Here is a 13,232-nt window from a genome sequence, read left to right on the forward strand (position 1 = left end):
CGAACGCCGCACCGCGCCACCGGCACGTCATTGCACCAGGGATCACGACCACGTACGTACCTTTTAGGGGCGAATGTCCATGCACGCTTGTCGTCCCCGTCGTCCCCGTCGTCCCCGCCTCCCCTCCCCTCGCCTCCCCTCCCCATCCCTCCCCTTCCCGTTCTTCTCAGGAGTCGCCGCCATGTCCCCCACTCCGCGGCCGGACCCCGGCCCGCTCGCCCCGGGTGCCGACCCCTTCCACGAACCGCGCCGGGACGACTGCCCGTGGTGCGGCTCGCGGCAGTTGCGTACGCGGGTGCGTGCGCCGGAGGGGAAGCGGCGCACGCCGGGCACGTTCGTGTTCGACGAGTGCCGGGACTGCTCACACGCCTTCCAGAACCCCCGGCCCACGCCGGACGGGCTGCTGCTCCGCCATCACCAGCACCCCACCCAGGCCCACATCCGCTCGAACCTCGCCGGCCGGCTGCGCCGCAGGCACCACCGCGTCGCCGCCCGCGCGATGCTGCCGTACCCCGAGCCGGAGAGCTGGCTCGACGTCGGCACCGGCCACGGGTACTTCCCGGAGGCCGCGCGCGAGGTGCACCCGTACACCTCCTTCGACGGCCTCGACCCGACCCCGCGCGTCGAACGGGCGCTGGCGGCCGGGCGGATCGAGGAGGCGCACGAGGGCCTGCTCACCGACCCGGCGATCGTCGCCCGGCTGCGCGCCCGCTACGACGTGGTCAGCATGTTCCACCACCTGGAACACACCGCCGACCCCCGCGAGGAACTCCGCGCCGCCCGCGCCGCGCTGCGCCCCGGCGGCCACCTCCTCGTCGAAGTCCCGGACCCCGCCCGTCCGTTCGGCACCCTTCCCGTCGGCGGGAGGTGGCCCTGGAAGCAGTCCGAACGCCCCCGCCCCCTCCACCTCATGCCCCTGCGCAACCTGCTCGCCGAACTGGAGTCACTGGGCTACGAGGTGCTCACCACCCGCGCCTGCGCCCCCCTCCCGCCCCGCGCACACCGCATCATCGCGCGCCGCGCGACACAACCGTCCGCCCCCTCGGCCCCATCGGTCCCCTCAGGTCCCTCAGGTCCGTAGGGGCAGCGACTGCCCCGCCACCACCAGCAGCACGTGCTCGCACTCCGCCGCGAACGCCGCGTTCAGCCGCCCGAGTTCGTCCCGGTAGCGGCGCCCGGAGGCGGTGGCCGGCACGATCCCGGAGCCCACCTCGTTGGAGACGGCGACCACCGTGCGGCGCGTGTGCCGTACGGCGTCCGTCAGCTCGGTGACACGCGCCCGGAGCGCGCGCTCCCCACCACCGGCCCACTCCGCGTCGTCCCAGGCACCCACCGAGTCCATCGCATCGGTCAGCCACAGCGACAGACAGTCGACGAGCAGCGGCGCCCCCTCGTCGTCCTTCAACAGCGGTACGAGGTCGCAGGTCTCGACCGTGCGCCAGGATCCGGGCCGCCGTTCCCGATGAAGCGCGACCCGCGCGGCCCACTCCCCGTCCCCGTTGCGCAGCCCGCCCGTCGCCACGTACAGCACGTCCGGGAACGCCTCCAGCCGCCGCTCCGCCTCCACCGACTTCCCCGATCGCGCCCCGCCGAGCACCAGAGTCCGACGCGGCACATCCGGTACGTCCTCGTAGACGCCCACCGTCAGCGTCGTCCCGTCCGGCACGGCGCGCGCCCCCGCCGCCGCGAGCCGGCGCAGCAACTCGCCGCCCGGCGGCACCTCGTGGCCGATGTGCACGGCGACGACATCGGTCGTCGGCCCCACGGCCCCCGCCGCCCGCAGCCGCGCCAGCGCGTCCGGCCGCCCCAGCACATCGCCGAGCACCATGTCGTACGGCTCCACCGACTGCTCCTCCACCCCGGCCGGCCCGCCCCCCGGCGGCAGATACAGCACCCGTTGCCCGTCGGGCCCGGTCACCGCGTACCCCGTCCCCGGCGCGTCCAGCGCCAGCGCCCGCACCCGGTGCCCGGTCAGCAGCGCCAGCTCCCTTCCGTCCGGCACCCGCCCCGGCTGCGGCAGCCCCGCCGGCACCTCCACGGCGGGCCCGTCGTGCGGATGAGACAGCAGCACCTGCCGTACGCCGGTCAGTGAGCGCCCGGCGCGCGCGGCCGCGAGAGCGGCGCCCGGCGTGAGATCGAGCAACAGCGTGCCGTCCACAAGCAGCGCGGTCGCCCCGCGCGCGGCAGCGCCGAGCGCGGTCGCGCACACCGCGCACGGACAGTCGGGGCGGGGGAGTCCCGCCGGGGCACCAGTGCCGAGCAGAGTCATTTCCACGCCCCGATTTTCGCGTGTCTTCATGAACACCCGCAGGTCTTGCGCGTCCGACTAGGCTCGGGGGGAACCGGATCTTGCTCGGTGCCGTGCGTACGGTGCCCGGCGATACTTACGGAGGCTCACATGGCGGCATGGATGTGGCGGTTCGAGAAGGCCGACGGGGCGGAAGTCCAGCCCGCGGTCCAGCCCGAGGAGTTCACGACCCAGGGGGATGCCGAGTCGTGGATCGGCGAGTACTGGAAAGACCTCCTCGAAGGCGGCGCCGACCAGGTACGGCTCTTCGAGGACACGACGGAGATCTACGGGCCGATGAGCCTCCACGCGTAGCGCTCCGCGGGGCGGGGCCTGTGTACGGGGCTCCGCCCCGATCCCCGCGCTCTTGCTCGGGGGGTGCGGGTGCGTTGGCGGGTGCGGGTTCGGTGGGGGCTGATCGCGCAGTTCCCCGCGCCCCTGAAACGCAGGGCGTGCCCCCGGGCCCTTGTTTTTCAGGGGCGCGGGGAACTGCGCGATCAGCCATGAACCACCCGCACATTCGTACCCACCGCAGACAGAACGGCGCGCCTCTCAGCCCCGCACACCGCACAGATGCAGCAGAGCCGCCACCTGCCGATAGGGATCCGTCCGCCCGGCCCGCTCCTCCGCGCAGAGCAACCCCTCCAGGTCACCCTGACCGTCGGGGACCCCCGCGTCGTCGGCCGCCAGATCCGTGAACACCCGCACCCCGTACCAGGCGTGCAAGGGCGCCCCGATGCCCGCGAGCGTGTCGGTCAACGCGCCCAGCCGGTCCGCCCGGACATCGAGGCCGAGCCGATTCCGGTACGCGGTGGTGTCGAAGGCGACCAGCGCCCCCGCCCAGTCCCCGGCCAGCCCCGGCCGCATCGCGAGCGCGTCCGCGTTCCGCACGAGCAGCGAGAGCAGCCCGCCGGGCGCCAGCATCCGGGCCAGCCCGGCCAGCAGCGCGTCGGGCTCCTCGACGTGCATCAGGACACCGTGGCAGAGGACCACGTCGAAGCTGCCCGGCAGGAAGTGGACGCCCGTGTCGCGGCCGTCGCCCTCGACGATCCGCACCCGTCCCCGGATGCCCTCGGGCTCGGCGGCGACCGCCTCCCGCGCCACGGCGATCAGCTTCGCCTCGCGCTCGATGCCGGTCACCGCGTGCCCGGCCCGGGCGAGCCGCAGTGCCTGCGTGCCCTGCCCCATGCCGACGTCGAGCACCCGGAGCCGCTGCCCGACCGGGAAGCGTCCGGCTATCTGCTCGTCCAGCTGGCGGGCGACCAGCTCCTGTCGTACGACCTCGCGCAGCGTGCCCAGCCGGTTCAGCCAGGCCTGAGCGGCACCTCCGGAGAAAGTGGTCGTGCTCAGGGCCGCTCTCCGCGCTTGACCTGCGGCTTCGGCAGCCGGAGGCGACGCATCTGGAGCGTGCGCATCAGGGCGTAGGCCACGACGCCCTTCTTGTTCGCGTCGGGGAAGCGCGCGTTCAGCTGCTTCTTCAGACGGATGCCGAGGCTGATCGAGTCGACCACGATCAGGATGATCACGAAGAGCCACAGCAGCAGCGCGATGTTCTGCAGCGAGGCCACCCGCACCATGCTCAGTACGAGGATGATCACGGCCAGCGGCAGGAAGAACTCCGCGATGTGGAATCGCGAGTCCACGAAGTCGCGGGCGAACTTACGCACCGGGCCCTTGTCCCTCGCGGGCAGATAGCGCTCGTCACCGGTGGCCAGCGCCTGGCGCTGCTTCTCCATCACGGTGCGACGCTCTTCGCGGGAGCGTTTGGCGGCCTCCTTGCGCGTCGTGGGCGTATTGGCCACGCTACGGCGCTGGGACTGGGCCTCACTCCGCTTGGGAGTGGGCCGCCCCTTGCGGGCCTGCGGGTCACGGGTCGACTTGGAGTCGGTCACCGGCGCCTGATCGGCGGCCGATGCCTTCTCGTTCTTGGCGCGGCTACGAAACACAAAACCCAAGGGTACGGGGTGCCGGGGCATGGACCCCAGCCGAGTGGGGAACGATCCGGCAACACCCGACGTCTGTGCTGGAGACAGAGCGGGGACGGAAGTGGCCTGAACACTCGGGAACACTTTGAGAAGTCGGAGAAGAAGGGGGACGGCGGTGACGGTTCGCCCGTAGTGGGGCTGAGGTATTCCGGGGATCGGCCCGTACGTAACCCCGGGAGCCATCTACTCCCTGCGCCGGAGCGATGCCGTACACAGTCGTCCTTGGGGATGAGCGCATCGGTCCCCGAACAGTGCGGTAATAGATGCAGGGCCCGTACTGTGGGTTCTGTCGCAGACCTGTGAGCTGGAGTCCGTCAGAAGGGGGCGCGCGAAGCCCATGAGCGGTGTCATGAAGCGTATGGGGATGATCTTCCGCGCGAAGGCGAACAAGGCCCTTGACCGGGCCGAGGACCCGCGCGAGACCCTCGATTACTCGTACCAGAAGCAGCTGGAGCTGCTCCAGAAGGTGCGCCGTGGTGTGGCCGACGTGGCCACGTCCCGTAAGCGCCTGGAGCTCCAGCTCAACCAGCTCCAGTCGCAGTCCTCGAAGCTGGAGGACCAGGGCCGCAAGGCGCTCGCGCTCGGCCGCGAGGACCTGGCCCGCGAGGCCCTCTCGCGCCGGGCCGCCCTCCAGCAGCAGGTGACGGACCTGGAGACGCAGCACTCCACCCTCCAGGGCGAGGAGGAGAAGCTCACCCTCGCCTCCCAGCGCCTTCAGGCCAAGGTCGACGCCTTCCGCACGAAGAAGGAGACGATCAAGGCGACGTACACCGCCGCCCAGGCCCAGACCCGGATCGGCGAGGCCTTCTCCGGCATCTCCGAGGAGATGGGCGACGTCGGCCTCGCGATCCAGCGCGCCGAGGACAAGACCGCGCAGCTCCAGGCCCGCGCCGGCGCCATCGACGAGCTCCTCGCCTCCGGCGCTCTCGACGACTCCTCCGGCCTGCACAAGGACGACATCCAGACCGAGCTGGACCGCCTCTCCGGCGGTACGGACGTCGAGCTGGAGCTCCAGCGCATGAAGGCCGAGCTGGCGGGAGGTCCGTCCGCGCAGAAGCAGGCCATCGAGGGCGGCGCCGGCCAGTCGGCCCCCCAGCAGCAGTCCCAGCAGCAGGACACCCCCCGCTTCGACAAGCAGTAGCCACGCCTGAGGAGGGCGACATGATCGTACGGATCATGGGGGAGGGGCAGGTGGAGCTGGCCGACAGCCACTTCACCGAGTTGAACAAGCTGGACGACGTACTCCTGGCGGAGATGGAGGTCGGCGACGGCCCGGGCTTCCGCCACACCCTCCACGCCCTCCTGGACAAGGTCCGGGAACTGGGCACGCCCCTCCCGGACGACTCCCTGCAACCCTCCGAACTGATCCTCCCGGCGCCGGACGCGACGCTGGAGGAGGTCAGGGAAATGCTGAACGACGACGGCCTGATCCCGGGCTGAAGGCCGGCGCAGGCCGGTGCGGGCATCGGCCCGAAGTGCCCTGCAGGGCGCGGGGCTGTATCCATGTGCGGCTGAGCCGCGTGGGCGCGACCAGCCACGGACGACCCGCGGCCGAACGAATACCGACCCTCGCCCCCGGTACCGCTACCACCGTTCCCCCACCTGCGAGAACCCCGTACGGTTGGCAACCGTGAGCACCTTCCAGCGCGCGAGGGCATGGCTGACGGCGCACCCCATGGCGCTGGACGCGGCCCTCGCCCTCGGCGTCCTCGTCACGATGATGGCGGGCTCGTTCATCGACCCGCACGCCGAGCACGGCGGCAAATGGGGCGCCCGCACCCCCGACGCGCTCAGCATCGCGCTCATGGTGGCCGCCGCCGCCCTCCTGGTGGCCCGCCGCCGGGCCCCCATGCCCGTACTGGCGGCGACCTCCGCCCTCACCATCGCCGAGCTGGTGACCGGCGACCCCCGCGCCCCCGTCGCGATGTCCGCCGTCGTCGCCCTCTACACCGTCGCCTCCACCACCGACCGCCCCACCACCTGGCGCGTCGGCCTGCTCACGATGACGGTCCTGACCGGCACGGCCATGCTCGCCGGCCCCCTCGCCTGGTACGACCAGGAGAACCTCGGCATCTTCGCCTGGACCGGCATGGCCGCCACGGCGGGGGACGCCGTACGCAGCCGCCGCGCCTTCGTGCACGCCATCCGGGAACGCGCCGAACGGGCGGAACGCACCCGCGAGGAGGAGGCCCGCCGCCGGGTCGCCGAGGAACGCCTGCGGATCGCCCGCGACCTGCACGACGTCGTCGCCCACCACATCGCCCTCGTCAACGTCCAGGCCGGAGTCGCCGCCCACGTCATGGACAAACGGCCCGACCAGGCCAAGGAAGCCCTCGCCCACGTCCGCGAGGCCAGCCGCTCCGCACTCAACGAACTCCGCGCCACGGTCGGCCTGCTCCGCCAGTCCGGCGACCCCGAGGCCCCCACCGAACCCGCCCCCGGCCTGGAACGGCTCGACGAACTCGTCGGCACCTTCCACAGCGCGGGCCTCGCCGTCGAGGTGGCCCGCACCGACGAGGGCACCCCCCTCCCGGCGGCCGTCGACCTCGCCGCGTACCGCGTCATCCAGGAAGCCCTCACCAATGTGCGCAAGCACGCGGGCCAGGAGGCGAAGGCCGAGGTCAGCGTCGTACGCGTCGGCCCGAACATGGAGATCACGGTCCTCGACAACGGCACCGGCCTCGACACGAGCACCGGTCAGGACGACGCCGCCGAGGGCGCCGGCGGTGGCCACGGCCTGCTCGGCATGCGCGAACGCGTCGCCGCCCTCGGCGGCGCCCTCACCACCGGCCCCCGCTACGGCGGCGGCTTCCGGGTCCATGCGATCCTGCCGCTCAAGACCTCAGCGACCGCCGTGGAAGAAGCGGAAGCAGCCGTACGACCGTGACCAGCGCCCCGGGGGACCCCGTATGACCATCCGTGTCCTGCTCGCCGACGACCAGGCCCTGCTGCGCAGCGCCTTCCGGGTGCTCGTCGACTCGGAGCCGGACATGGAGGTCGTGGGGGAGGCCGCGGACGGGGCGCAGGCGGTGCGGCTCGCGAAGGAGGAGCGCGCCGACGTGGTGCTGATGGACATCCGGATGCCCGGCACCGACGGACTCGCCGCCACCCGCATGATCAGCGCCGATCCGGCCCTCGCCCATGTCCGGGTCGTCATCCTCACCACCTTCGAGGTCGACGACTACGTCGTGCGGTCGCTGCGCGCGGGCGCCTCCGGCTTCCTCGGCAAGGGCTCCGAGCCGGACGAACTGCTCAACGCGATCCGGGTCGCCGCCGGCGGCGAGGCGCTGCTGTCACCCACCGCGACCAAGGGCCTGATCGCCCGTTTCCTCGCCCAGCCGGACGACTCGGCCGACGGCGAGGGCGGTGCCGCCGCCCGCTCCCAGCGGCTCGGCACGCTGACGACCCGGGAGCGCGAGGTCCTCGTCCAGGTCGCGGCCGGGCACTCCAACGACGAGATCGCCGAGCGTCTCGCGGTCAGCCCGCTGACGGTGAAGACACACGTCAACCGGGCCATGGCCAAGCTCGGCGCGCGCGACCGCGCCCAACTGGTGGTCTTCGCGTACGAGTCGGGACTGGTACGCCCAAGGGTGGACTGAAAGCCGCCCCGCTCTACTGCGACCGGAGTATGCGCCGGATAAGGAAATGGACCTGGGGAGCGAGGGATCGGGGCCCTCCCATGGCCCAGGGTGTGGAGTGAGCGCGCACAACTGCGTCACAGAGACGACACAGGTGCGCTCGGCACGCTCGTCCTCCGCTCACGCCACACGCCACAGAAGAGAGACCCTGACCCATGTCCTGGCTGTCTCGGTTCAGCGTCTCTGATCGGCTTGGTTTCCTGGGTCGTCCTGGGTGATCCGGGGCGACGTCGGGTGGTCGGCTCGCGGTGGTGCCAGGCGGGGGTTGGAGTCCCGTCGGGTGCGAGCCGGTTTCCGGCCGCGAGGCGCGGGGCCGGTGCCGATCGCGTTCGGCTCCTGCTGCTGTTCACGTCGCTGGCGGCGACGTGTCTGGCGCGGTGGAGGCCGCCCTGCCGGACGCTTTCCGTTCCGGTGTGGACCCGGATGGGGATGGGATCCCGCGTCGCTTCCCGGGCGCGGGGTGTTGTGTTGCGGGAGCGGTGTTTCCGGTCCCTGAAAGCGCCGCCGGTATGGAGACTTGGCGACCTGCTAACCAACCTGACGCCGACCGCCTCGCCCGCCACCCCGGCCCTGGACGCACCACTCGAATCGGTCGCGCCCTGAACATCCGTGCGATCATCCGAGGCCAGGTCACCGTCGCCGGCGTCCGGGACGTCCAGGTCGCCGTCACCCCCGACGACGCGAAGCTGGCGAAGGCGGGCCTGACCACGATGGCGCTCTCGCAGGCCCTCCAGGTCGGCGGCGTCACCGTCCCCGCGGGCTCCTTCGACGAGGACGGCGCCAACCGCACGGTCCAGGTAGGCGGGGGCTTCACTTCGCTGGAGCAGATCGAGGACCTGATGGTGCGGGGCGAGGGCGCCAAGAAGCCCGTACGCCTCGCCGACGTCGCCACCGTCAAGGAGGAGCAGGCCAAGGCCGACTCCATCACCCGGACGAACGGCGAGCCCAGCCTCGCGATCACGGTCACCATGGACCGGGGCGGCAGCGCGGTCGCCATCTCCGAGGCCGTCGAGGACAAGCTGCCGGACCTGCGCCGCGACCTGGGCTCCGACGCCACCGTCACCGTGGTCAGCGACCAGGGCCCGGCGGTCTCCAAGTCCATCGACGGCCTGACCACCGAGGGCGCGCTGGGCCTCCTCTTCGCGGTCCTGGTCATCCTGGTCTTCCTGGCGTCGATCCGCTCCACGCTGGTGACGGCGGTGTCGATCCCGCTGTCGGTGGTGCTGGCCCTGATCGTCCTGTGGACCCGCGACCTCTCCCTCAACATGCTGACGCTCGGCGCGCTGACCATCGCCATCGGCCGTGTCGTGGACGACTCGATCGTCGTCCTGGAGAACATCAAGCGCCACCTCGGCTACGGCGAGGAGCGCCAGGAGGCCATCCTCAAGGCGGTCCGCGAGGTGGCCGGCGCGGTCACCTCCTCCACCCTGACGACGGTCGCGGTCTTCCTCCCGATCGGCCTGACCGGCGGCATGGTGGGCGAGCTGTTCGGCAGCTTCTCCCTGACCGTGACGGCGGCCCTGCTGGCCTCCCTGCTGGTCTCGCTGACCGTGGTCCCCGTCCTGTCGTACTGGTTCCTGCGCGCCCCGAAGGGCACGCCCGAGGACGCCGACGAGGCGCGCCGCAAGGCGGAGGAGAAGGAGGCGAAGAGCCGCCTCCAGCGCTTCTACGTCCCCGTCCTGCGCTTCGCCACGCGTCGCCGGCTGACCAGCGTGGCCATCGCGGCCGTCGTCCTGATCGGCACGTTCGGCATGGCCCCGCTGCTGAAGACGAACTTCTTCGACGCGGGCGAGCAGGAAGTCCTCAGTCTCAAGCAGGAGTTGAAGCCCGGCACCAGCCTGGCGGCGACGGACGAGCAGACGAAGAAGGTCGAGAAACTGCTCGCCGGCACCGAGGGCGTCAAGGACTACCAGGTCACCATCGGCTCCTCCGGCTTCCTGGCCGCGTTCGGCGGTGGCACGGACTCCAACCAGGCGTCGTACTCCGTCATGCTGGGCGACTCGGCCTCGGCGTCGGACGTCCAGGACCGCGTCGAGAAGGGCCTGGCCGGACTCTCCGGCGTCGGTACGACGACCGTCGTGGCCGGTGACGGCTTCGGCAGCCAGGACCTGAGCGTGGTCGTGACGGCCGCGGACGCCGAGGTGCTGCGCAAGGCGGCCGAGCAGGTCCGCGACGCGGTCTCGACCCTGGACGACGTCACGGACGTCACGAGCGACCTCGCCCAGAGCGTGCCCCGCATCTCGGTCAAGTCCACCGACAAGGCGGCCGCGGCCGGCTTCGACGATCAGACCCTCGGCGCTGCCGTCGCCCAGGCCGTACGCGGTACGACCAGCGGCCGGGCCGTCCTGGACGACACCGAGCGGAACGTCGTCATCAAGTCGGCGAAGCCCGCCGAGACCCTTCAGGAGCTGCGGGACCTGCGGCTGGGCGCGGTGCGGCTGAGCGACATCGCGGATGTCGAGCTGGTGGACGGCCCCGTCTCCATGACCCGTATCGACGGCCGGCGGGCCGCGACGATCACGGCGAAGCCGACGGGCGACAACACCGGCGCGGTCAGCTCGGACCTCACGGCCAAGCTGAACGCCCTCGACCTCCCCGAGGGCGCCACCGCCGACATCGGCGGCGTCTCCCAGGACCAGGACGAGGCCTTCGCCTCCCTCGGCCTCGCGATGCTCGCGGCGATCGCGATCGTCTTCATGCTGCTGGTGGCGACCTTCCGGTCCCTGATCCAGCCACTGATCCTGTTGGTCTCCATCCCGTTCGCCGCCACCGGCGCGATCGGTCTGCTCATCATCACCGGCACCCCGATGGGTGTCCCCGCGATGATCGGCATGCTGATGCTCATCGGCATCGTGGTGACCAACGCGATCGTGCTCATCGACCTCGTCAACCAGTACCGGAGTCAGGGCTACGGCGTTGTCGAGGCGGTCATCGAAGGCGGCCGCCACCGGCTCCGCCCCATCCTGATGACAGCCCTCGCGACCATCTTCGCGCTCCTCCCCATGGCCCTCGGCGTCACCGGCGAAGGCGGCTTCATCGCCCAACCCCTGGCCGTGGTCGTCATCGGCGGCCTCATCACCTCCACCCTCCTCACCCTCCTCCTGGGCGCGACCCTCTACACGATGATCGAGCTCCGGAAGGAACGACGGGCGAAGCGGAAGGCCCTGAAGGGCGCCGACACGCCGTCTCCGTCACCGGAGCCGGAGCCCGCGGGGGTCTAGCCGGGGGAGATTCGCCCCCCCCCGAAATGAAAAAGGGGTGCCCCTCACACAGAGGGGCACCCCGAATTCGCGTTACGGCAGAGCCAACATCCGCTCCAGCGCCAGCTTCGCGAACGCCTCCGTCTCCTTGTCGACCTCGATGCGGTTGACGAGATTGCCCTCGGCGAGGGACTCCAGAGCCCACACCAGGTGAGGAAGGTCGATGCGATTCATGGTGGAGCAGAAGCAGACCGTACGGTCGAGGAACACGATCTCCTTGCCCTCGGGCGCGAAACGGTTCGCCAGCCGCCGCACCAGGTTCAGCTCGGTCCCGATGGCCCACTTGGACCCGGCGGGAGCGGCTTCGAGCGCCTTGATGATGTATTCGGTCGACCCGACATAATCCGCCGCCGCCACGACCTCGTGCCGGCACTCGGGATGGACGAGGACGTTCACCCCCGGAATCCGCTCCCGGACGTCGTTCACGGACTGCAGACTGAACCGCCCGTGCACGGAGCAGTGCCCCCGCCACAGAATCATCTCGGCGTTCCGCAACTGCTCGACCGTGAGCCCCCCACCCGGCTTGTGCGGGTTGTAGAGGACACAGTCGTCGAGCGACAGCCCCATGTCCCGCACGGCGGTGTTGCGCCCCAGGTGCTGGTCCGGCAGGAACAGCACCTTCTCACCCTGCTCGAAGGCCCAGTCCAGCGCCCGTTTCGCGTTCGACGAGGTGCAGATCGTGCCGCCGTGCTTGCCGGTGAAGGCCTTGATGTCGGCGGAGGAGTTCATGTACGAGACGGGCACGACCTGCTCGGCTATGCCCGCCTCGGTCAGTACGTCCCAGCACTCGGCGACCTGCTCGGCGGTGGCCATGTCGGCCATGGAGCACCCGGCGGCGAGGTCGGGCAGCACGACCTTCTGGTCGTCGCCGGTCAGGATGTCCGCCGACTCGGCCATGAAGTGCACACCGCAGAACACGATGTACTCGGCCTCGGGCCGCGCCGCCGCGTCCCGGGCCAGCTTGAAGGAGTCGCCCGTGACGTCCGCGAACTGGATGACCTCGTCGCGCTGGTAGTGGTGGCCGAGCACGAAGACCTTGTCCCCGAGCTTCTCCTTGGCCGCGCGGGCGCGCTCCACCAGGTCGGGGTCGGACGGGGAGGGGAGGTCGCCGGGGCAGTCGACACCGCGCTCGCTCCTCGGGTCGGCCTCCCGGCCGAGCAGCAGCAGGGCGAGGGGCGACGGCTGTACGTCGAGCTCCTGGGTCTGGGCGGTGGTCACGACACGCACCCTTTCTGTTCTGCGGCTCGCCGGCCCAGAGATGGGCCGGCGGGACATTCGGGCTAGCCTTTTCGTCGAAATGACGCTATCTATCATAACCGCTTCACGTCACGTTGACGATGCCCATAGCGTCGATGTGACGTGAATCCCGGTGGTGTGAATCCCGACGGCGCCATGAGCGTGCCCGGCTCGGCGCCATGACCGTGCCCGGCGCGGCGCGGCGACCATGCCCCACGTGGCGTTGTCCACAGTGGCCGGCGACCCGGTGCCCACTCCCCGGGCCATGTGCGAGCATGAAGAGTGACGCGAAGGAAATCCGCTTGGCCCCGGAATGAATGCGGGGCCCCGGCGGTTGCACTCGTCGGAAAGCAGTCTCCGTACAACCCGGGAGAGATGTAGATGTCCGTATCGGACGAGTCCACCACCGTCACCGACGGCATCGTCCTGTCCGACGCCGCGGCGGCGAAGGTCAGGGCCCTGCTCGACCAGGAAGGCCGTGACGACCTGGCGCTGCGTGTCGCTGTTCAGCCCGGCGGCTGCTCCGGCCTGCGCTACCAGCTCTTCTTCGACGAGCGCTCCCTCGACGGTGACGTCGTCAAGGACTTCGACGGGGTCAAGGTCATCACCGACCGCATGAGCGCTCCCTACCTGGGCGGCGCCTCCATCGACTTCGTCGACACCATCGAGAAGCAGGGCTTCACCATCGACAACCCCAACGCGACGGGCTCCTGCGCCTGCGGTGACTCCTTCAACTAGAGTCCCCGCGCACGCGACGCGAGTACGGCACGACGAAGGCGGCGTCCCCCTCCGACGGGGACGCCGCCTTCGTACGTCTGGTTGGTAG

Annotated in this window: 12 protein-coding genes; 8 read left to right on the top strand and 4 right to left on the bottom strand. The window is 71.0% G+C overall.

Annotation, left to right across the window (positions count from 1 at the left end; translation table 11 throughout):
* The first annotated feature begins 181 nt into the window (after window positions 1-181).
* A complete protein-coding gene (locus tag I8N67_RS19455; RefSeq protein ID WP_200304417.1) occupies window positions 182-1,081 on the top strand; it encodes a class I SAM-dependent methyltransferase in 900 nt (299 codons plus the stop codon).
* On the opposite strand, the gene I8N67_RS19460 is transcribed toward I8N67_RS19455, so the two are convergent.
* Window positions 1,070-2,275 carry a bifunctional adenosylcobinamide kinase/adenosylcobinamide-phosphate guanylyltransferase gene (locus I8N67_RS19460; protein ID WP_200304418.1) on the bottom strand — a complete coding sequence of 402 codons (1,206 nt, stop codon included), beginning with the start codon at window positions 2,273-2,275 and terminating at the stop codon, window positions 1,070-1,072. The genes I8N67_RS19455 and I8N67_RS19460 overlap by 12 nt on opposite strands.
* A 123-nt stretch (window positions 2,276-2,398) precedes the next feature.
* Here I8N67_RS19460 and I8N67_RS19465 point away from each other — a divergent pair, with 123 nt between their 5' ends.
* On the top strand, window positions 2,399-2,602 hold the full coding sequence (locus I8N67_RS19465) for a hypothetical protein (RefSeq protein WP_200304419.1): 204 nt from the start codon (window positions 2,399-2,401) through the stop codon (window positions 2,600-2,602).
* Between the two features lie 237 nt (window positions 2,603-2,839).
* Here I8N67_RS19465 and I8N67_RS19470 read toward each other — a convergent pair whose 3' ends face one another.
* A complete protein-coding gene (locus I8N67_RS19470; protein ID WP_200304470.1) occupies window positions 2,840-3,553 on the bottom strand; it encodes a class I SAM-dependent methyltransferase in 714 nt (237 codons plus the stop codon).
* 80 nt (window positions 3,554-3,633) lie between these two features.
* A complete protein-coding gene (locus tag I8N67_RS19475) occupies window positions 3,634-4,263 on the bottom strand; it encodes a DUF3043 domain-containing protein (RefSeq protein WP_200304420.1) in 630 nt (209 codons plus the stop codon).
* Between the two features lie 358 nt (window positions 4,264-4,621).
* Between I8N67_RS19475 and I8N67_RS19480 the strand changes: the two genes are divergently transcribed.
* The 5 genes from I8N67_RS19480 to I8N67_RS19500 all read left to right on the top strand — a co-directional run bounded on the left by I8N67_RS19480 (window position 4,622) and on the right by I8N67_RS19500 (window position 11,131).
* On the top strand, window positions 4,622-5,413 hold the full coding sequence (locus tag I8N67_RS19480) for a PspA/IM30 family protein (protein WP_234045945.1): 792 nt from the start codon (window positions 4,622-4,624) through the stop codon (window positions 5,411-5,413).
* 20 nt (window positions 5,414-5,433) lie between these two features.
* The gene (gene pspAA, locus I8N67_RS19485) at window positions 5,434-5,712 is read left to right on the top strand and encodes a PspA-associated protein PspAA (protein WP_200304421.1); all 279 of its coding nucleotides are present in this window, start codon (window positions 5,434-5,436) and stop codon (window positions 5,710-5,712) included.
* Between the two features lie 190 nt (window positions 5,713-5,902).
* The gene (locus tag I8N67_RS19490) at window positions 5,903-7,159 is read left to right on the top strand and encodes a sensor histidine kinase (protein WP_200304422.1); all 1,257 of its coding nucleotides are present in this window, start codon (window positions 5,903-5,905) and stop codon (window positions 7,157-7,159) included.
* A 22-nt stretch (window positions 7,160-7,181) separates the two neighbouring features.
* Window positions 7,182-7,871 (top strand): response regulator, encoded by a 690-nt coding sequence (locus I8N67_RS19495; protein WP_200304423.1) that lies wholly within the window; start codon window positions 7,182-7,184, stop codon window positions 7,869-7,871.
* Window positions 7,872-8,419: 548 nt separating this feature from the next.
* Entirely contained in the window at window positions 8,420-11,131 is a 2,712-nt protein-coding gene (locus tag I8N67_RS19500; RefSeq protein ID WP_234045946.1) for an efflux RND transporter permease subunit, read from the top strand.
* A 72-nt stretch (window positions 11,132-11,203) separates the two neighbouring features.
* Here I8N67_RS19500 and nadA read toward each other — a convergent pair whose 3' ends face one another.
* Entirely contained in the window at window positions 11,204-12,388 is a 1,185-nt protein-coding gene (gene nadA, locus I8N67_RS19505; protein WP_200304424.1) for a quinolinate synthase NadA, read from the bottom strand.
* 399 nt (window positions 12,389-12,787) lie between these two features.
* Here nadA and I8N67_RS19510 point away from each other — a divergent pair, with 399 nt between their 5' ends.
* Window positions 12,788-13,144, top strand: coding sequence for a HesB/IscA family protein (locus tag I8N67_RS19510; protein WP_200304425.1), 357 nt, complete (start codon window positions 12,788-12,790; stop codon window positions 13,142-13,144).
* Window positions 13,145-13,232 lie beyond the last annotated feature (88 nt).

The sequence above is a fragment of the Streptomyces adelaidensis genome (assembly GCF_016598475.1).
GTDB lineage: Bacteria > Actinomycetota > Actinomycetes > Streptomycetales > Streptomycetaceae > Streptomyces > Streptomyces adelaidensis.

Excerpts from the sequence above, each read along its gene's own strand:
- I8N67_RS19475 (WP_200304420.1), bottom strand. The coding sequence starts at position 4,263 with ATGCCCCGGCACCCCGTACCCTTGGGTTTTGTGTTTCGTAGCCGCGCC.
- pspAA (WP_200304421.1), top strand. The coding sequence starts at position 5,434 with ATGATCGTACGGATCATGGGGGAGGGGCAGGTGGAGCTGGCCGACAGC.
- I8N67_RS19510 (WP_200304425.1), top strand. The coding sequence starts at position 12,788 with ATGTCCGTATCGGACGAGTCCACCACCGTCACCGACGGCATCGTCCTG.
- I8N67_RS19495 (WP_200304423.1), top strand. The coding sequence starts at position 7,182 with ATGACCATCCGTGTCCTGCTCGCCGACGACCAGGCCCTGCTGCGCAGC.
- I8N67_RS19465 (WP_200304419.1), top strand. The coding sequence starts at position 2,399 with ATGGCGGCATGGATGTGGCGGTTCGAGAAGGCCGACGGGGCGGAAGTC.
- I8N67_RS19455 (WP_200304417.1), top strand. The coding sequence starts at position 182 with ATGTCCCCCACTCCGCGGCCGGACCCCGGCCCGCTCGCCCCGGGTGCC.
- I8N67_RS19500 (WP_234045946.1), top strand. The coding sequence starts at position 8,420 with ATGGAGACTTGGCGACCTGCTAACCAACCTGACGCCGACCGCCTCGCC.
- I8N67_RS19480 (WP_234045945.1), top strand. The coding sequence starts at position 4,622 with ATGAAGCGTATGGGGATGATCTTCCGCGCGAAGGCGAACAAGGCCCTT.